This window comes from Maritalea myrionectae (assembly GCF_003433515.1).
Taxonomy (GTDB): Bacteria; Pseudomonadota; Alphaproteobacteria; order Rhizobiales; family Devosiaceae; genus Maritalea; species Maritalea myrionectae.
Window position 1 is genome coordinate 1,706,287 of the sequence record NZ_CP021330.1, and the last position, 18,541, is coordinate 1,724,827.

An 18,541-nucleotide genomic window follows, 5' to 3' on the forward strand; every position below is an offset into this window, starting at 1 on the left:
ATGAAATGGCTTATTGGCGCTTTGATGGCGCTTTTTTTATGTCTGCCCGCAAGCGCTCAATCATGCTTGACCTTCGATGCAGCGGTTAAAAACCTGCGAGAGTCGGGCGGCGAGTATTTGGATCTGATTAATACCGCCTCATACGCCAAAAACATGGCGGGCCTGCTGATCTATGCCTTTAAAGGCGGTGTATTCATGACCCCGGTTGTTGAATTGGATGATGGCACCCTATGCGTTATCCCGCAACCCCTGCGCATTGCAAAGAAGCTGGAGACCATTGATTCATGAGCGAAGGACGTAAAGACGACGGCGGCAAGCCTCGCATGGATTTGCTGCCCCCTGAACTGTTGTTTGGTGTTTCTCAGGTTTTAGGCTTTGGTGCTGAAAAGTACGCGGCCCGGAATTGGGAGCAGGGAATGAGTTGGGGTCGCGTATTTGGCGCTTTAATGCGCCATATGTGGGCTTGGTGGGCAGGTAAAGGCCCAACAACACGAAGTTTCCTGTTTGGCGATGTGGACGCTGAGACCGGATATTCTCACCTTTGGCACGCTGGCTGCTGCATTGCTTTTCTCATTGCCTATGAGGAGCGCGGCATCGGTGAAGATGATCGTCTCGGCGATTAGCAGACCGGGGCGGCACATTATATAAGATGATCTGCGACATCACCTACAGCTTGACGCATAATGTTCGGGTGATTTTGTGCCGTTCTAACCGCGCACGCCCTTAAAGCTACAAGAGCCTCCTCTAAACTGTCGCACTCACCAGAGTTCGCGACGGGGCGACCATCCACCAGGCCACCCCATCTACCGTTCCATTTCCATTTGCCTTCTCTTGGCCCATGTTCGGCGCGGGTAACCCTACCTATAACCGCATCACCAAAAAAGACATTGCGCATATTAGGCTCGTGCCATTCGTAGGAGTCGGGTTTGTGGTGCCAAGCGGGTTTCATGAATCGATCATATCACACGTCGGATTTCGTGGGACACCTTTAATCTAACCGATTGATTCCATTATGGGCGGTTTGTAAACAATGTGGGACACCCTGCCATTGAATTTTAAGGGCTTTTGTCGTTATGCGTAGCCCGCTACCCGCTCCAAACTCCCTTACATGTGTAGTGCTGCTTTTGTGCCGTTTAGCTTTCGTTGAAACGCTTGTTGCGTTCGCGCCGCGTCAAATATTTGTTGGACATTTATGCGCAAGTGCACCAGTCGGCACTGCGAACGTCTAGCTATTGTTAAGTCTTTAACAACCAGTTTGCTTAGCCAAAGATTCAAGGTTGCCACCCTATAGTGCCGCCAAATTGGTATCGGGGGTGAGCATGTTTATTGGTAATCTTGTGCGGAAGTTTAATCTTGCGATGGGTATTTATGCCATCAGCGGTTTGATTGTCTTGGCGTTCGCCTTTTCCAACTTTTACATTTTGAATGTTGCTGGAAACGTTGCCAATAAGGTGCAATGGGATGGCGAAAGCCACCTTGTGCGCAATGAAGTGCTCTTGCAAGAACAGTACAGCGCATCGGTGCAAGCTGAGGTCTCTTATTGGGATGACGCTGTTGAGGCGGTTTATGGCGACGAAATTGACCTGGAATTCGTCGAGGACGAAATGCAGGAATGGTTTTGGGAAGACAATGATGTGCCCCAGGCCGCGCTGGTCGACGAAAACGGGATGCCGCAGCTGTTCATTTTTGAAGGGGAGTTGATGGCGCCAACCGACGCGCAAGCATTGATTGATGCCCAGCAGGATTTGATCGTTGAGGCGCGTGACCGCTATTTTGCGTTGCGCAAGGCGCGTGGTGATGGTTTTGCCACCTTTGGTGACCCGATCTATGGGGACAAGCCGCTTTACGCCGCAGATTACCGTATTGTTGAGGGACAGGTCGGTATTGTTGTGGCGCAGGCTGTTGTGCCAGATTTTGAGCTTGCTGTTCCCGACGGCAACCCTAGAATTCTGTTGACCTTTGATACGCTATCCACTGAGCTATTTGGTGATATTTCCGCGCAACTCGGATTGAATGACTTCAACATTCAGCCTGCCAGCAGCGCTTCGCCGCAGGCGACTGCGCTTGTGATTGGGGGATCAGCCGAAACGCCGATGGTGGCCACATGGAATGTGGCCCAACCGTCACAAACCATATGGAACCATGTTTTGCCTGTTTTCTTGTCTATCCTGGGTGCGATTGCGGTGGGGCTAGGCGTGATCGCGCTGCTCTACGGGCGTGTGGCACACAAAGTGCAGACAAGCGAGGCTAAGAACCGTTTTCTGGCCCAGCATGATGCATTGACTGGTTTGCCCAACCGTTTGCAGTTCGACAATGAGTTGGATGTGATCATTGCGGAAGGGGCGTTAGACCGTTGTGCGATTTTGTGCATGGATCTGGATAAGTTCAAACTTGTAAACGACACCTACGGACATCCGGCCGGTGATGCGGTGATTCGAACGGTTGCAGGGCGGGTTGCAGATATTATCGGTGATAAAGGCATGGCCGCACGCGTGGGCGGTGACGAGTTCATTATTCTATTGCGCGATGGCTTGGACGAAGAAAGCGTGATGATGCTTTGTGACAACCTTATCGATAGCGTTTGTCAGGATGTAGTGTTCGACAATGGCCGAGCAGCGGTTGGTGCCAGCATTGGCGTTGCGTGGTGGCCTGATGATGCAATGACGGCGAAGACTGTGATCCGCAGTGCGGACGAGGCGCTCTATCGGGCGAAGTCCAATGGTCGTGGCCAAGCTTGCCACGCTGCTCGCAAGGATGATGATTTGGCGGCAACCGCCTAAATCACGACTTGGTGCTGGCGTTAAGTTGTATGTGGGTTAATTAATCCTTTCTGATTTTCTAGCCTACCATTGAGCGAATGCGCTTTTCTAACCCATTGTAATATATGGTAGAAAAGAAATTGCCATTGTGACTATTCCATTTTTAATAACTGGGTTTATTAAAAATGGAGGTTCTTGGCCTATCCCATCACTTCAGAACGAGAAGAGCGCGGCGATGTACCGTGCCATAGGCGTATTTTTAAGCAGTTGTTTATTGACATGCGATACGTTTAAGGGAGTGAAATTGGAGCAATTATCTCATGAGTGCACAGCGGACTACTCAGGTTGAGATTGATCAAATACTTGCAGATGCGCTTGAGTACGGCCAGATAGGCGATTTTCAAAACGCGCTTGAGCTGGCGCAGCAAGCTTTTGCGATGGCAGCAGACGGTGCCCATGAAGACGCTTTTTGCGATGCGGGCATCCAGTGCGCGATGGCGCTTGGCTGGCTTGGACGTTCCGAAGAAGCGATTGAATATGTTCAGCGCATTTTGCAGCGCGTTGTGAAGCGTGGCGATCAGGTGCGGGAAGCGCGGGCGCGTGCCGTTTACGCCAACGTGTTGATTGAGATGGGCCTGGATTCCGAGTGTTATGAAGAAGCGTCTCGGGCAGCGTCCATGGCAACCGAGCCGGAGCAGACAGATGTTTTGCTCAAGGCGATGGATTTACAAGCCATTACATTGATCTTCGGCGATAAATTTGAAGCGGCGGCAGCGATGCTCGACGAAGCGATCATGATTGCTGATCGGTTTAACTTGCCGCGCGTTACCGCAACATTGGTGCTTCACCTGGGTCTCTTAAATACCCGCATTGGCGAAATCATGCTGGAGCAGGGTGACACAGCGGGACATAAGGCGAAGCTCAAAAAAGGCCTCGAGCAGACAAGAGAATCGATCGAATTGGCGCATGCCTCGGGCAATAAACGGGTTGAGCTTGTTGGCTCGGCCAATCTTGCTGAGTTTATGGCTGACTTTGGTCGCTTTGAGGAGGCGGATCGCTGGATCGAACACTGGTACAGCTTGAGCGATATTGCGACACCGGGGAACTGGGTGCATCTCTATTATACAGTGTGTGACCTTGAACAGAAGCGTGGCAATATTGAAGCCGCGTTGGAGGCTGGCCAAAAAGCCATTGAGACAGCCAAGAATATCTCGTCCGCAGACAATTATGCCAATGCAATGCGGCGATTGTGCAATGCGTATGAAGCTGCTGGGGACTTCAAGTCCGCTTTGGCGATGCATAAGACATTCCATAATGAATATCGGCGTCGCACGGCGGAAAAAGGCCATTGGCAGGGCAAGGTTGACGAGCTGAATCGAGAAATGGAGCGCGTTAAATCGCTGCTGCAAGATGCATCGAGCGATATGGAGCGGTTGAAAGAGGAAGCAATGACCGATCCGTTGACCGGGCTGTCCAACCGCCGCGCATTTGATCAGCATATGGATATGCTGTCGAACCGCCAAAATGCAAAATATGCCATTGCGGTGCTCGATCTGGACCATTTTAAAGCGGTAAATGACGCATTTTCGCATGTCTTGGGCGATGAAGTGCTGCGCAATGTTGCAAAGTGCTTGATCAATGGCTGTCGCGGTACAGATCTTATTTGCCGGATCGGTGGCGAAGAATTTGCCTTGATCCTGAAAAGCTCCACGCCCACTCAGATTTATAATGTGTGCGAGCGGTTGCGAGCCGCTGTTGAGCAGTTTGATTGGGCAGATTTGGCGCAAGGTTTGGAGATGACCGCAAGCATTGGTGTGGCGCATGCCGAGCCGGGTTTGTCCCCGGCAGAGGTGTTTGCGAAAGCGGATAACCGTTTGTTTTATGCAAAGGCAAAGGGCCGCAACCGGGTTGTCACCAGCATTTCAGCGCTTGAGCGCGATGTGCATGAGCTTAAAGTGGTGGGCTAAAACCGCCGCGGTGGTTGTAGTTTGACCTTGGATTGATAGGATTGCCTGAATTCTCTCAATCCAAGGTTTTTTTATGCCCTACAACAAGACGACACCAGACGGTAATTTCTTCCGTCTTACGATCCAGTCCGACGCATTAGCCGAGAACATGTTGGGCGATGCAGATCACCGCGATGTTCTGGTTTATGTGCCTTTTGGCCATGATGGCAAAGACCTCCCCTTACTCGTTGATTTGGCTGGCTTTACCGGCAGCGGTTTGGCGCACGCAAATTGGCGAAACTTTGGCGAGAGCCTCCCGCATCGATTGGATCGCTTGATTGCTGAAGGTGAATTGCCCCCGGTGGTCGTGGCCATGCCAGACGGTTTTACCGGGCTTGGTGGCAACCAGTATGTGAACTCCAAAGCGATGGGGCGCTGGGAAGACTTTTTGATCGAGAATATGTTGCCTGCAATTGAAGATAAGTTCGGATGCGGCGGGGAAGGTCGTCGCGGTCTGTTTGGTCGCTCGTCAGGCGGCTATGGGGCGATGTATCATGCGTTGAAATATCCTGATGTGTGGTCAGTGGCAGGGGTTTATTCGGCAGATATGGGGTTCGATCGGATATTCTTGCCGGATATGCCCAAAGTGTTGCGGGCGTTGGCACCACATGAGATGAGCTTTGAGAAGTTCCTGAAAAGCTTCGAGAAGGGGCCACATTATAAATCAGACGATATTCATGCGCTGATGTTGTTGGCCATGGGGGCAAGTTATGATCCTGATCCGGATGCGTATTGCGGGGTGAGCCTGCCTGTAGACCTGCATACCTGCGAGTTGGATTCTGAAAAGTGGGCCGCTTGGGCTGCTTACGATCCGATTGTGATGCTTGAGGAATATGGGAATAATCTGAAAAAGCTCAAAATGCTGTGGATCGAGTGTGGCGATCAGGATCGATTCAATATGGTCTATCCGGCACGACAGATGCATAAATTGCTCAAGAAGGGTGGCATTAAGCACACCTATGAAGAATTCCCCGACGATCATTTTTCGCTCGATTATCGTTATGATAAATCGCTGCCGCAATTGGTGAAGGCGCTAAATAGCTGAGAAATATATATTAATTTATCAAGGTCGCTTCGGCGGCCTTGTTTTTTTGCATTTTAAAATTTTACCCGGGTAATATTGACTCTTTAAAATTACCCGGGTAAAACGCTGCCAACGAAAGGAACATGTGATGTATTATTCACCTGACGAATTGTGCGCGGCTTTTGTCGGCTCGGAGCTGATTGCTACCGGCGCGTTTGCTGAAGTGGTGCACGAAGTGAAGCGCCACCATGATGCCCATCCAAATGATCTGATTTTGATCTTCGACCACAAGAATTCACGTCCGATTGAGGTGGATTTGCGTGGCAGCATGGAGGAGGTGTTTGAACGCCTCGAAAAGCAAAAAAAGCCGCTCGAGCCAAAAGTGAAGGTCAAAAAACCCGGACGTCCCAAGTTGGGTGTGGTGAGCAAGGAAGTCACCTTGCTGCCCAAACATTGGGAGTGGTTGGCGCAGCAGCGGGGTGGGGCGTCTGTTACCCTTCGCCGGTTGGTGGGCGAAGCCATGAAGGCGGCTGACCCTCTTGCGGCCCAACGTAGCGCTCAACAATCGACCTATCGCTTGATGACAGCGGTGGCCGGGGATCTGCCGAATTATGAAGACGCCATTCGGGCGCTTTTCGCGGCCGAAAAGGACGATTTTTTCAATATTATTGCGGACTGGCCCGAAGGGTTGCGGCACCACATTGTGCAAATATCTGAGGTGGCATTTGACCCTTCTTTGGCGTCCGAAACCCAAGAAAGTGAGTCAAAATGACTACGCAAGCTATTGAAGATAATAAATATTTGACGCAGCCGATGGGTAAACTGTTTGTGGCAACAGCTGCGCCCATCGTTTTGATTATGGCGGTGAATGGCCTGTTTAACTTGGTGGATGCCTACTTTTTGGGCGTTTATGTCGGGGCGGCGGCGCTGACCGCGGTGACAATGATGTTTCCGCTGCAGATGCTGATTATTGCCATGAGCAATATGATCTCGAATGGTTTCGCTTCAATCGTGGCGCGTCGATTTGGTGCCAATGATTTGCACGGGGCTGCTCAGAGCTTTGCGGTTGCCATCATTTTGGGCATCGGCATGGCGGCTTTGTTGATGGTGTTCTTCGTGTTTGGCGGCGAGCGCTTGGTCGCGTGGGTCACCGAGGGCAATGATGAACTGGCCCGCATGGCGTGGACCTATATGTCGATCTTGATGTTCACCTCGCCTTTATTGTTCATCCTCTCCGTGCAATTTGATGCGTTGCGGAGTGAGGGCAAGATGGGCGTGATGGCGCTGATGTCGATTGGTGTGACCCTATTCAACATGATCTTCAACTATATCTTCATTGCCCTTTGGGGCTGGGGTGTTGCGGGGTCTGCTTGGGGAACCGTGGCCGCACAATTGCTGGCATTGGTGTTGCTGATGGGCTTTCGTTTGCGGGGCGGATCCAAGTTGGGCTTCAGCCTACCGCCGCGGTCGGTATTTGTGAAATTGGTCAAAGAAAATCTGGCCCTGGGCGCGCCGCTCAGCTTGAATTTCCTTTCCATTTCGCTCGTCGCCGGCATGGTGGTGGCCATGTTGAAGGCCGTCGACACCGCCAATTATGAGGAATTGGTGGGGGCATATGGGATCATCACCCGGTTGATGACCTTCTCATTCATGCCGCTGCTCGGGGTGTCTATGGCGTTCCAGTCCATTGTGGGCAACAATTATGGGGGCCAATTGCCTGAGCGGGTGAATGCGAGCATTCGCGTGGCTCTTACCATTGCGGTGCTATATGCCCTGACCATGGAAATCATCTTCATCACCCAAGCCAGCGCGATTGCGGATGTGTTTGTTGATGATGCGGCGATGATTGCGCAAGTTGCTCGGATTTTGCCGATCTTGGTGATGTTCTTTTTCATCGGGGCGCCGATCAATGTGCTCTCAGGCTATTTTCAGGCCATTGGCGATGCGAAGCGGGCGGCGATTTTGGGCCTCTCACGCAACTATTTGTTTGGCTTGCCGCTCCTGCTGATTATGCCGCGCTTTATGGGAGAATTGGGCGTTTGGGTGGCATCACCTGTGGGGGATGTGCTGATGTTTGGCTTGACCGTGATTGTGCTTCTTTCCATGCAACGCACACGCGGCTATCGCTTCGGCATGTTTTTACCTGTAAAAGCATAATGTATGCTGGGCTTGCGCCAGATCAATTTGGCGCAAGCCGTTTGATGGCAAACTTATTGTCATCCAAACAAGAGGTGACCTATGCGAGATATTGAGGCCTACAAACAAAAACTATTGGCGCGTCAAAAAGAGCTCGATGTGCGTTTGCACAATATCGAAGATCAATTGGACGACGAGCCGAGCCCCGATACAGAAGAACGCGCGGTTGAGCGCGAGGATGATGAAATGCTCGAAGGGCTGGGCAATGCGGGCAAGGAAGAACTTGAACACATTGAACACGCGCTAACGCGCATTGAAAATGGCACCTTTGGCATTTGTGTCGAGTGTGGCGATGAGATTTCTGACGAGCGTCTCGAAGTCATCCCATACGCCACCAAATGCAAGAAATGCATGTAGGCAACTATCTGTCGGAAATGCCACCGGCTTTGTCCGCATGGTTTTCATTTGCGGCATTGTGCTTCGCGATTGATCGATAGATAGTTGATCGACTGACGCCAAACTGACGGGCGATTTTATGCATGGGCTGTCCCTCATTTGTTAGCTGTTGCGCCAACGCGATTTGCGCAGACGACAGCGATGAAGGGCGGCCCAAAGTTTTTCCGCGCAAATGTGCGACACGCATGCCTGCTTTTGTGCGTTCGGAGATGAGGGCGCGCTCAAACTCCGCCAATGCGCCCAGCATATGAAACATCAAGGTTCCTGATGGGGTTGAAGTGTCAATCTGTTCGGTCAACGACTGAAAGCCAGCACCCAATGCCTCCAGCTCCTTGATCAATCCCAAGAGATCGGAGAGGGATCGGGACAACCGATCAAGCCGCCACACGATGATCTTGTCATCGCGGCGGAGCACGCTCAGCATCTGGTTGAGGGACGGGCGTGAAATCTCTTTTCCAGAAATACCTTCGTCCAAAAAAATGCGGTCACAGCCGCATTTCCTGAGTGCAGCAATTTGAAGATCTACGTTTTGCTCTCCGGTTGAAACGCGTGCATAGCCAAGCAGCATTGTGACCTCCCGTTAAGTATTGATTTTGCTTATAAATTGTTCTTGTTTTGTTCTAAAATGGTTCCCTTTTAAACCATGCGGACTGAATAATGTCAAGCGGCAAATAAGAATATTTTCCTATCAATTTTATCTATTTATGTACGTGTTTGCTGGGTTAGCGAGGGCAGCTTGCGGCGTGCTTTATGCCTGTTTTCCCGCGGCGCCGTGTCGCGAAAAGGAACGCTTTAGAACAGTGAGTCGGTGGTCGGCTCACACTGAAGCGGAAAACCTTTAAGGAGACAATCATGTCTAACGATCCAGCCGCTCTCGGCACGCAATACTCACTGAAAGTGAACAACCAGAATTCGCTTCTGCAAACCTTTGTGCTGTTCCAAAAAATGCCTGTAACGTCGAAACCTTCAACGGACCCCATTTCCCTCGCGTGGATTGTGGGCTCGGCAGCAGGCGGGAGCGTGAGCAACCCCAGCATTTCCCAGTTCAATTGGTTTATCGACTATTCAATCAATGCTGGCTATTTGCAGCAGGAAGGCACAAGCGCCAGCCCGCGTAAGTTCCAAACGGCAACGCAAATTCCGGTTAAGGTCGACGATACCAACCTGGTGAATGTGAGCTATGACGGGACATTCCCGAACGGGGCGCCATATTTTGACGGCGTGCCCGGCAACACCACATCGGGCATCATCGCTGCCAATTCTGATGACAAAATTCCAACCAATGCGGCGGCAAGTTCCGCCCAAATGGATTTGGCATTGGGCATTGCAATGAACCGGAAGCCTGCTGTGTCCGTGCAGTTGCTGCCGAACATCGACTATGTGTTCACGCCGCACCCTGAATATTACATCATGTCCGCCAAATATAGCGAAGGCGATGTGATCGATATTGAGGAAACTTCGCACGCTTACAAGGTGGAGTTTGATGGTGTTACCGACATCACGCTGAATTTCACCGAGCAGAACTTGTTCCAACAAGCTTAGCGCGAGACGCAACGGCGGATTGCCATCCCAAGGTTAGATTCCTTCCCTGATCTAACACGGTGCGACCGCTGTGCAGGGTGGGGTGCGCGTGGCGCACCCCACTTTCTCCCCCAAACAAACTGAAGGACAGAAAAATGAAACATTTCATTCGTTTAAAACTGAGCATTTTGATGCTCGCCTTGCTTGTGCCCTTGGCGCAGGCGCAATGTTTGCCCAACCCGTTTCCATTGGGTTGGCTGACTGCACAGGAATTGGCTGGTGGGCATACGATTGCGCGGCATGTCGGCAAGACCGATGCGCAATTGGTCAATCGGCTAATTAACTCGCCCAATATCCAAAATGCCAGTACCTATACTGATCAACAAACAGCCGAACTGGCCATCACAGCCGGGCTGACGGGCGTGCGTGTTGCGGTCAATAATTGGGCCAACAATGCGCTGCATGGTCAGCGTCGGGTTGATAATTTTGTTGCAACAGCCATTGTTGGTCGTGTCGCCTTTCGGCCAGCCAGTTTGCAAAATATTGTGAATTCGGATCGGTTGCGCACGGTGATCGAGGCTGATGGTCATGGAGGATGTTTTCTTCTAACATCGTTTCCAACCATGCCACCCGCTGGTTCGAGCGCATTGAGTGAACATGAGGTTATGATGGGTAATGACGCAGCGCAGAAATATGCGGCTTTGGCCGGATATTTGGCCGGGCAGTTTGCCGATAGCGATTTGGCGGGTGTTTCCGATGATGTCGCGGCGAAGTCTAACCTGACCCATGTATCTGCCGAAGCGCATCGCTTGGTTTTGGCTCAAGGTGCCGATTTCCTGGCTGACCCAAAGCATGATCCACGACTGATCGAGGACTGGGCAAACCGTCGGTTCGGGACCCCAGATGGTGCCACGCGTTGGCTTGCCTATGTGCTGGAAGAACTCAGCGTCGCATTGGATAGCATGTCGGCTGAGTAAGCTGAGTTAACGAAAACGAATGGGCGGTCAAGCTGATTGGGTTGATCGCCCATTTTTATGATCATCGAAAGTGGGATTGCTGGGGGATATTGATAATCTGGCTTGACCGCAAATTATCTGCCGCGCATGGTCCGGGCGGCAATGGAGAATGATTTATGACTGATAAACGCCCTGTAATACTTGATTGTGATCCCGGACAAGACGATGCGCTGATGTTGTTCTTGGCGCTGAATGCGCCTGAGCTTGATGTGCTGGGCGTTGTAGCTGCCGGGGGCAATGTGCCGTTGACGCGCACGGAGATCAATTGCCGTATTCTGGTTGAAATGGCAGGCCGCAAAGATGTGCCGGTTTATGCTGGCTGCATGGGGCCGCTGGTGGAGCCATTGTTCACGGCTGAATATGTTCATGGCGAGACTGGTATTGATGGCATCGAGTTTTTCGAGCCGAGCTTGCCAAAGCAAGACCAGCATGGCGTTGATTTTATCATCGATCGTTTGCGTGCGGCGGTGGATGAAAGCGTTGAGATGGTGATCACCGGACCGATGACCAATTTGGCCATGGCGCTGAAAAAAGCACCGGATATTGCAGGCAAGATCAAGCAGATTGCCATTATGGGCGGCGCCTCATTTGAAGCCGGGAACGTGACGCCGTCAGCTGAATTCAATATTTATGTGGATCCGCATGCGGCGGATATTGTGATGAAATGCGGTCGCCCCATCGCCATGTTTGGCTTGGATGTAACTCATAAAGTAATGACCAGCCCAGAAATTGTCGGCCGATTGAATGCTTTGGGGAGTAGGGTCGCAAGATCTTGTGCCGGAATGCTTGATTTTTTCGGGCAATATGATGCCGCGAAATATAGCGCTGAGGGCGGCCCATTGCATGATCCGTGCACGGTGGCTTGGATGTTGAAGCCGGATTTGTTCAAGTTAAAGCCCTGTCATATCGCCATTGAAACCCAAAGCGAATTGACCCGCGGTCACACGGCGGTTGATTTCTGGGGTGTGACGGGCAAGCCGGCAAATGCCCAATGGGCCTACGACGTGAACCGCGATCAATTCTTTGATTTTTTGATCGAACGCATCGGCAATTATAAGTAAAAAGCCGACGAAAACCCTGCGAAAATGGAGCAAAGTGGTTCGAATAGGCATTGGCGTTTAATAAGTTGAAAATTAGGGCTTTTGTCTTTGCAAAATTTGGGGTAATAGACGCAACGAATTCCGGCAGGGGACCTGTCCCGTGTTTATTAATTAGCCGGATGCTAAGCGAACGGAGATTATACGCATGGCGAAGGAAAAGTTTGAGCGGAACAAGCCGCACGTAAACATTGGGACTATTGGTCACGTTGACCATGGTAAGACGACCCTGACAGCAGCGATTACGAAAGTATTGTCTGAAGCGACAGGTGGTCAAGGCACAGCTTTTGACGAGATCGACAAAGCGCCAGAAGAAAAAGCACGTGGTATTACCATTTCCACAGCGCACGTTGAGTACGAAACAGACGGTCGCCACTATGCGCACGTTGATTGCCCAGGCCACGCTGACTATGTGAAAAACATGATCACTGGTGCGGCGCAGATGGATGGTGCTATTTTGGTTGTGAACGCAGCTGATGGCCCAATGCCACAGACACGTGAGCACATTTTGTTGGCCCGTCAGGTTGGTGTACCAGCGCTGGTTGTGTTCTTGAACAAAGTTGACCAGGTTGACGACGAAGAGTTGTTGGAATTGGTGGAAATGGAAGTTCGTGAACTTTTGACCACTTATGAATTCCCAGGCGACGATATTCCAATCGTAGCGGGTTCAGCTTTGGCAGCTTTGGAAGGCCGTGACGACGAAATCGGCAAAAACAAGATCCTTGAGCTGATGCAGGCTGTTGACGATTATGTGCCAACACCAGCACGTCCTAAGGACCAGCCATTCTTGATGCCAATTGAAGACGTATTCTCAATTTCAGGCCGTGGTACAGTTGTTACCGGTCGTGTTGAGCGTGGCGTGATCAATGTTGGCGAAGAAGTTGAGATCGTTGGCATTAAAGACACACAGAAAACTGTTGTGACAGGCGTTGAAATGTTCCGCAAGCTGCTGGATAGCGGTGAAGCTGGTGACAATATCGGTGCTTTGATCCGTGGTATTGACCGTGAGCAAGTTGAGCGTGGTCAGGTTTTGTGTAAGCCAGGTTCAGTGACCCCACACACCAAGTTCATTGGTGAGGCGATCATTTTGACCAAAGACGAAGGTGGCCGTCATACGCCATTCTTCAACAACTACCGTCCACAGTTCTACTTCCGTACAACTGACGTGACTGGTGTTGTGACGTTGCCAGAAGGCACCGAGATGGTGATGCCTGGTGACCGTGTTGAGATGAACGTTGAGTTGATCGTGCCGATCGCGATGGAAGAGCAATTGCGCTTCGCTATCCGCGAAGGTGGCCGCACTGTTGGCGCCGGCGTCGTCGCCAAAATCATCGAGTAGTCTTTTTAAAAGACCAATCGCATTTTGAAAGGCGGTCCATTTTGGGCCGCCTTTTTTGTTTGTTCGCATTTATTGCAACAGTGTGTGTACGAAAAGGGCGCGGATTTGGGCGGCCGCGTAACACATTCTTCACGAGTTAAATCCATTCTTTTTTTAAATATCATTAAGTTTGAATTTGACTGGGAGTTGCAGCATTGACCGTAGATGATTTGCGCATGAGAGGGACGGTTGTGATTTCGATTGCGTCCTTGGTTCTTTCGCTGTGTGTGGCCGTTGTGGAATATTTCGTCCAAGGTGGTTTTGGTTTGGGCACGGGCTTGGCATTCGTTGGCCTGCTTTCGCTTGCCGGGGCTTATCTTTGGAACCGCACGTCACCCGCTTTTCGCTATCTCGCTGTAACCGTGATGATGGCGCAGGTGATTGCCCTGTTGATTGCCACACAGGGGCAATTCTACCAGATCGATATGCACATGACCTTTTTTGCCGCCCTTGCGGTTTGCGCCTTGCTGTATGACTTTCGGGCAATCCTGGTTGGCGCGACGGTCGTAGCCGTTCACCATTTGGGGCTTGGCCTCACATTTGAATCCTTGGTGTTTTACGGCGGTGGCTCGCTCGGTCGTGTGTTGTTGCACGCTGTGGTGCTTGTTTTTGAAGCTGTGGCCCTAGTGTGGATGACATGGAACACAACAAAGCTATTGGCATTTGCGGATAGCAAATCCGAAGAGGCCGCTGCGCAAGCAGACCAAGTTCGGGTGATGAGTGAAGAAGATGCACGCAAATCGGAAGCTAACCGCGCAGAGCGTACGCGCATGCTCGAGGCGCTGCAGCAAGAGTTTGGTGAAGTTGTTGCTTCTGCTAGCAAGGGTGATTTCTCCCATCGCGTTAAGAGCGAGTTCAACAATGAATCGTTGAACAAGCTGGCAGAAGGCATCAACACATTGGTGCAAGAGGTGGATCGCGGCGTGTCAGAGACCGGGCGCGTGTTGTCGGCGCTTGCCGATGCTGACCTCACACAGCGTATGACGGGTTCGTACCATGGTGCGTTTGACAAACTAAAGCGCGATACAAATCGCGTGGCAGATAATTTGTCGGAGGTGATTGGTCAGCTTAAACAAACCTCGGGCACACTGCGCGCGGCAACCAGCGACATTCTTTCTGGTGTTGTCGACTTGAATGAGCGCACCACCCGGCAGGCGACCACATTGGAGCAGACCTCTAATGCGATGTTCAAAATGTCGGAAACCGTTGCCGAAAATGCGACTAAGGCACAAAATGCACGCGGGTCAGCGCGAAAAGCGCAAAGCACGGCGGATGAGGGGGCTTCAGTGATGGCGCATGCCAATGAAGCGATGAGCCGGATCACGACTGCCTCCAGCAAAATCTCAGAAATCATCTCGCTGATTGATGATATTGCGTTCCAAACGAACCTGTTGGCGTTGAATGCTTCTGTTGAGGCGGCACGGGCCGGTGAAGCAGGCAAGGGCTTTGCGGTGGTCGCCGTTGAAGTGCGACGCCTGGCGCAATCGGCTGCGGAAGCATCGTCGGACGTGAAGGCACTTGTTGAGCAATCGGCCAGCGAAGTGAATGGCGGGACACAATTGGTATCGCAAGCATCTGAAAGCCTGACTGGTATTGTTGAGGCTGTGCGGGAAATGACTGGGTTGATGGAAGACATTGCTGAGCACAGCGAAACGCAGGCCTCTTCGATTGAAGGTGTGACAAGCTCGATGCAGCAGTTGGAGGAAATGACCCAGCATAACGCCGCCTTGGTGGAAGAGACCAATGCCGCCATTGAGCAAACAGAAGCTCAGACTGCAGAGCTTGACCAAATTGTCGACGTGTTCCGTGTGTCCGGACAGGCGGCGCTGCCCACCAAAATGTCAAAAGCCTCGTAGGGGCGAAACCGAATGAACGACCAAGGTTTCCATCAGGATGAGCGCCCACCGCAATCGGACAGTGACCGCGGCGGTTTGAGCGCCTTTCTGCCAGCGATGGCCTTGATGGTGGTCATGTTTGGTTTTGGCGTCGTCGGATTGGCCAAGGCGCCAGATACGGGGGAAATGGCGGTCGTGTTCCCGCCCTTCCAGAGTGAAGCCGACTATATGTCGCGCATTGTTGCGTCGGGTGCTTATTATGTTGCGCCGAGCCGCATTGCCAATATTCATGTTGTAAAAGTGAATGATGCGACCACACGGGCGCGGCTCGGTGAACTTGGCGCGCTGTTCTTTCTTGCGGCAAATGGAATTTGCGGACCAATTTCTGACGAAAAGAGTTGGGCCACTGCGGCAGCGGGCTAACCCGTGAATGTTTAGAGTTTGGCAGAATGAAAGGCGGCCCCGTGGGACCGCCTTTTTTCGTGTTTATCGGACCCCGAGGAATATCGGCACTGGCCGATATTGATGAGTGCCGCCCTGAGCGTTGTCGCTGCCCACTGATTTGTAGGTGACAGCACCATTGCTAAAGACGAGTTGTGAAGAGCCGGACCCATCAAGGGTGAGGGCGGAGTAGGCGCCGTTCGCGATCAATAAGTCGGCCAGCCCTTTGAGGGTTGTGCCACCATTGGGGTAGGTGCCACCATCATTGCCATTGTTCACTATGGCCAAGATCAGCGTTTTGCCGTCTTGCGTCAGGCCAATGCCCGCACGGGCGCGGTTGGTTGTTGGGGCAATGCCGCTTGACTGGTCGTTAAACTGGCCATCCGATACCAAGGTGAAGCCGGACACCGCATTTTGGATGTTGTCCCGCTGGGACGACACGGCGTTGTTGCCCAGGATTTCAGCATATATGCCGGTTGATTGCGCGTGAGCGGGGGTGAAAAACGCCATGGTTTGCGTAGCGCCGCCGTGCACCGTTCCGTAAGTTGAAACGGTTTCGGTGTTGCCAATGGTCCAGCCCAAAGCCGTTGTGCAGGGCGTCGTATAGGGGTTGCCCGCATTGATGTCGAAGAAGTTGGCGTTGATGAAAAGCCGGGCTGAGTATTGGTTGCTCCAAGGGCCATAACCTGTGCTGTTGGCGACAATCGGTTCCACCGGATTTTTATAGGTGGGATTGTTTTCGCAGGTGGTCGGTTTGTTCGGTGCATTGAGCACCAATTGGGCCCGTGGCAAATATGTGCGGCCAATCCATGCGCCATCAACCTGCTTGTTTGGCGGATTTGAACCGGTATCTAGAAAGTTCACCTTGTCACAGCAATAGAGCGAGGCGGGTGCAGATACATAGACGCCATAATAGCCGTAGCCTGCCGGTTCGGGCCGTCCGTCACCATTCACGTCCACCATGAAACGAGGGCTTTCGCCAACCACCCATGCCTGGTTAGAGCCAAAATCATTTACCCACTGCTTTGCGGTGGAATAGGTTACGTCCTGATCTTGTCCTTGTGCTAGAGCCACCTGCATGCCCGGGGCATTGAAGCCTACAATGTCGGCTTTGCCGTCCGAATTTACATCTGTCATGATGCGCAGCGTGCCGTCATTGGTCCAGCCGCTCCCGAGGCTAAACTGGTCGGTCAGGGTCGCGAATGTCCATGAATTGGCCGTGTTGGTGCCGTTGGAGTAACCGACATAGGTTGCCGTATCACCAAAGCCGACCAAATCGGCTTTACCATCACCATTCACATCTGCTGCGGTGCGCAAATGTTTGGCATTACTCCACATTTGGTCCGATCCAAAATTGGCCACTACCAAGCTGGCGGCATTGAACGTGTTGTTGGATTGGGCGAGGGACACATAGGTACCTTGAATGCCATATCCGATGATGTCGTCCTTGCCGTCAGCGTTCACATCAGCAAGCAGGCGGGTATATTCTGTCGTGTTCCACGCTTGATCAGTTCCATAATTCTCGATCCACCTTGTGGCATCGCCAAACTTGCTGTTTGTAGGATCAGCTAAGCCCACATAAACACCGTCGGTGCCGAAGCCCACCGCATCCGGATGGCCATCGCCATTGACATCGCCAAGTGTGCGAATCCAATTGCTGTTTGGCCAAACGGAGCTGGCAAACTGATCGGACCATCTGGTGGCGGCATTGAAGGACGTGCCCGTGGAAATGGCGACATAGACGCCATCATTGCCAAAGCCGACCAAATCGTCTTTTCCGTCACCGTTCATATCTGCGGTAAAGCGCGGATCGGTGCCCACGCGCCAGCCATCCCCATAGCCGAAGGCGCTGACCCACACATTAGGATCATTGATAAAGGACGTGCCGTTAGAAATGCCGATGTAAACGCCGGTTTGGCCGAATGCGACCACATCCTGCATACCGTCGCCATTTATGTCGCCAAACATCCGAGGGTATTTGGAAGAGACCCAGCCGCTATCGGTGTATCGACCATAGTGGGCGAGCCACACTTCGTTTTGTGACCAATCGTCATAGCGTGAACCGTTCGGGTCGGCCGCAGAGGCGGGGGCGCCCAGAGCCATTGCGGAAAGCAACGCGCAAACGCCGACGCTTTTCCAGTTGAATAAAGACATAAAATATCCTCTCAAAATTCATATGAAGTAATTATCGCGCGTAGGGCCCCGTTTTTGGCTGAAATATGCCTGACCCGCTGTAAAAGTAGAGATTGGTTATTGGTGTTGATTTGATTATCCTGATTACAGCCGCAATTCGTTCGCCTGATTCAGTTTGGCGATTTGCATGTCAGTTATTGACCATGGGCAGGTGGTTGGACAGTTGGCCCAACTATGTATGTAAACAAGCGGATTGTGAGCCTAAGTAAAACTGGCTATGCGCCCGAGGAGATTCGTTATGATAAACATGATTTTGGCTGTGCTCGCGCTGTACCTGGTGCAGCTTTTTACGCCCGCGATAGTGCGGTTCTCGCAAATTGGCTTGAACCGATATGTTGGCAGTCGTGATGATTTGCCTTCGTTGCCGCAGGCTGGGCAGCGGGCTGAACGGGCGCTCAGCAATCTAAAGGAAAGCCTGTTTCTGTTTTTGCCACTGGCGATTTTGGTGATCGTTCAGGGGCATGAAGTGGATGCGCTGGTTGGGGCAGAAGTGTTTTTGGCCGCACGTGTGATCTATGTCATCTCCTATATTCTGGCCGTGCCGTGGTTGCGTTCAATTGTGTGGGTGGCTGGATTTGTCGGCCTGATCATGATGGCGTTGCCACTTTTTGGATAGAAATTTCAAAAAAGCACATAAATGGACTTGAAAGAATGCGCCGTTGGCATTAGACCATGCCAG

At 51.9% G+C, this 18,541-nt stretch carries 17 protein-coding genes; 15 read left to right on the forward strand and 2 right to left on the reverse strand.

Going from position 1 to position 18,541, the window contains the following annotated elements; all coding sequences use genetic code 11:
• The 8 genes from MXMO3_RS08565 (at window position 1) to MXMO3_RS08605 (ending at window position 8,342) form a co-directional block, all read left to right on the forward strand.
• The gene (locus tag MXMO3_RS08565; RefSeq protein WP_117395597.1) at window positions 1-288 is read left to right on the forward strand and encodes a hypothetical protein; all 288 of its coding nucleotides are present in this window, start codon (window positions 1-3) and stop codon (window positions 286-288) included.
• A complete protein-coding gene (locus tag MXMO3_RS08570; protein WP_117395598.1) occupies window positions 285-623 on the forward strand; it encodes a dATP/dGTP diphosphohydrolase domain-containing protein in 339 nt (112 codons plus the stop codon). Before MXMO3_RS08565 ends, MXMO3_RS08570 begins: the two co-directional genes overlap by 4 nt.
• A gap of 696 nt (window positions 624-1,319) precedes the next feature.
• Entirely contained in the window at window positions 1,320-2,780 is a 1,461-nt protein-coding gene (locus MXMO3_RS08580; protein WP_117395600.1) for a GGDEF domain-containing protein, read from the forward strand.
• Between the two features lie 299 nt (window positions 2,781-3,079).
• Entirely contained in the window at window positions 3,080-4,726 is a 1,647-nt protein-coding gene (locus tag MXMO3_RS08585; protein WP_027834253.1) for a tetratricopeptide repeat-containing diguanylate cyclase, read from the forward strand.
• Between the two features lie 73 nt (window positions 4,727-4,799).
• Entirely contained in the window at window positions 4,800-5,810 is a 1,011-nt protein-coding gene (locus MXMO3_RS08590) for an alpha/beta hydrolase (RefSeq protein WP_027834252.1), read from the forward strand.
• Between the two features lie 127 nt (window positions 5,811-5,937).
• Window positions 5,938-6,561 carry a DUF2239 family protein gene (locus MXMO3_RS08595; RefSeq protein ID WP_117395601.1) on the forward strand — a complete coding sequence of 208 codons (624 nt, stop codon included), beginning with the start codon at window positions 5,938-5,940 and terminating at the stop codon, window positions 6,559-6,561.
• Complete coding sequence (locus MXMO3_RS08600; protein ID WP_117395602.1) at window positions 6,558-7,946, forward strand: MATE family efflux transporter; 1,389 nt, start codon at window positions 6,558-6,560, stop codon at window positions 7,944-7,946. Before MXMO3_RS08595 ends, MXMO3_RS08600 begins: the two co-directional genes overlap by 4 nt.
• Window positions 7,947-8,027: 81 nt before the next feature.
• A complete protein-coding gene (locus MXMO3_RS08605) occupies window positions 8,028-8,342 on the forward strand; it encodes a TraR/DksA family transcriptional regulator (RefSeq protein WP_117395603.1) in 315 nt (104 codons plus the stop codon).
• Window positions 8,343-8,346: 4 nt separating this feature from the next.
• Here the strand turns inward: MXMO3_RS08605 and MXMO3_RS08610 are convergent, their stop codons facing one another.
• Window positions 8,347-8,949, reverse strand: coding sequence for a recombinase family protein (locus MXMO3_RS08610; RefSeq protein WP_117395604.1), 603 nt, complete (start codon window positions 8,947-8,949; stop codon window positions 8,347-8,349).
• Window positions 8,950-9,233: 284 nt separating this feature from the next.
• On the opposite strand from MXMO3_RS08610, the gene MXMO3_RS08615 reads away from it, so the two are divergent.
• From MXMO3_RS08615 to MXMO3_RS08640, 6 genes are all read left to right on the forward strand, one after another.
• The gene (locus tag MXMO3_RS08615; protein ID WP_027834247.1) at window positions 9,234-9,923 is read left to right on the forward strand and encodes a hypothetical protein; all 690 of its coding nucleotides are present in this window, start codon (window positions 9,234-9,236) and stop codon (window positions 9,921-9,923) included.
• Window positions 9,924-10,057: 134 nt separating this feature from the next.
• Window positions 10,058-10,879, forward strand: a complete 822-nt coding sequence (locus MXMO3_RS08620) for an RNase A-like domain-containing protein (protein WP_117395605.1) — start codon at window positions 10,058-10,060, stop codon at window positions 10,877-10,879.
• A gap of 155 nt (window positions 10,880-11,034) precedes the next feature.
• The gene (locus MXMO3_RS08625) at window positions 11,035-11,979 is read left to right on the forward strand and encodes a nucleoside hydrolase (protein WP_117395606.1); all 945 of its coding nucleotides are present in this window, start codon (window positions 11,035-11,037) and stop codon (window positions 11,977-11,979) included.
• Between the two features lie 184 nt (window positions 11,980-12,163).
• Window positions 12,164-13,354 carry an elongation factor Tu gene (gene tuf / locus MXMO3_RS08630; RefSeq protein WP_117395607.1) on the forward strand — a complete coding sequence of 397 codons (1,191 nt, stop codon included), beginning with the start codon at window positions 12,164-12,166 and terminating at the stop codon, window positions 13,352-13,354.
• A 194-nt stretch (window positions 13,355-13,548) separates the two neighbouring features.
• Complete coding sequence (locus MXMO3_RS08635) at window positions 13,549-15,249, forward strand: methyl-accepting chemotaxis protein (RefSeq protein WP_117395608.1); 1,701 nt, start codon at window positions 13,549-13,551, stop codon at window positions 15,247-15,249.
• 12 nt (window positions 15,250-15,261) lie between these two features.
• The gene (locus MXMO3_RS08640; protein ID WP_117395609.1) at window positions 15,262-15,651 is read left to right on the forward strand and encodes a hypothetical protein; all 390 of its coding nucleotides are present in this window, start codon (window positions 15,262-15,264) and stop codon (window positions 15,649-15,651) included.
• Between the two features lie 63 nt (window positions 15,652-15,714).
• Here the strand turns inward: MXMO3_RS08640 and MXMO3_RS08645 are convergent, their stop codons facing one another.
• Complete coding sequence (locus MXMO3_RS08645) at window positions 15,715-17,823, reverse strand: phosphodiester glycosidase family protein (RefSeq protein ID WP_117395610.1); 2,109 nt, start codon at window positions 17,821-17,823, stop codon at window positions 15,715-15,717.
• A gap of 277 nt (window positions 17,824-18,100) precedes the next feature.
• On the opposite strand from MXMO3_RS08645, the gene MXMO3_RS08650 reads away from it, so the two are divergent.
• On the forward strand, window positions 18,101-18,478 hold the full coding sequence (locus tag MXMO3_RS08650) for an MAPEG family protein (protein WP_027836098.1): 378 nt from the start codon (window positions 18,101-18,103) through the stop codon (window positions 18,476-18,478).
• Window positions 18,479-18,541: the final 63 nt, after the last annotated feature.

Coding starts and splice junctions, on each gene's coding strand:
- MXMO3_RS08565 (WP_117395597.1), top strand. CDS start 1: ATGAAATGGCTTATTGGCGCTTTGATGGCGCTTTTTTTATGTCTGCCC.
- MXMO3_RS08570 (WP_117395598.1), top strand. CDS start 285: ATGAGCGAAGGACGTAAAGACGACGGCGGCAAGCCTCGCATGGATTTG.
- MXMO3_RS08580 (WP_117395600.1), top strand. CDS start 1,320: ATGTTTATTGGTAATCTTGTGCGGAAGTTTAATCTTGCGATGGGTATT.
- MXMO3_RS08585 (WP_027834253.1), top strand. CDS start 3,080: ATGAGTGCACAGCGGACTACTCAGGTTGAGATTGATCAAATACTTGCA.
- MXMO3_RS08590 (WP_027834252.1), top strand. CDS start 4,800: ATGCCCTACAACAAGACGACACCAGACGGTAATTTCTTCCGTCTTACG.
- MXMO3_RS08595 (WP_117395601.1), top strand. CDS start 5,938: ATGTATTATTCACCTGACGAATTGTGCGCGGCTTTTGTCGGCTCGGAG.
- MXMO3_RS08600 (WP_117395602.1), top strand. CDS start 6,558: ATGACTACGCAAGCTATTGAAGATAATAAATATTTGACGCAGCCGATG.
- MXMO3_RS08605 (WP_117395603.1), top strand. CDS start 8,028: ATGCGAGATATTGAGGCCTACAAACAAAAACTATTGGCGCGTCAAAAA.
- MXMO3_RS08610 (WP_117395604.1), bottom strand. CDS start 8,949: ATGCTGCTTGGCTATGCACGCGTTTCAACCGGAGAGCAAAACGTAGAT.
- MXMO3_RS08615 (WP_027834247.1), top strand. CDS start 9,234: ATGTCTAACGATCCAGCCGCTCTCGGCACGCAATACTCACTGAAAGTG.
- MXMO3_RS08620 (WP_117395605.1), top strand. CDS start 10,058: ATGAAACATTTCATTCGTTTAAAACTGAGCATTTTGATGCTCGCCTTG.
- MXMO3_RS08625 (WP_117395606.1), top strand. CDS start 11,035: ATGACTGATAAACGCCCTGTAATACTTGATTGTGATCCCGGACAAGAC.
- tuf (WP_117395607.1), top strand. CDS start 12,164: ATGGCGAAGGAAAAGTTTGAGCGGAACAAGCCGCACGTAAACATTGGG.
- MXMO3_RS08640 (WP_117395609.1), top strand. CDS start 15,262: ATGAACGACCAAGGTTTCCATCAGGATGAGCGCCCACCGCAATCGGAC.
- MXMO3_RS08645 (WP_117395610.1), bottom strand. CDS start 17,823: ATGTCTTTATTCAACTGGAAAAGCGTCGGCGTTTGCGCGTTGCTTTCC.
- MXMO3_RS08650 (WP_027836098.1), top strand. CDS start 18,101: ATGATAAACATGATTTTGGCTGTGCTCGCGCTGTACCTGGTGCAGCTT.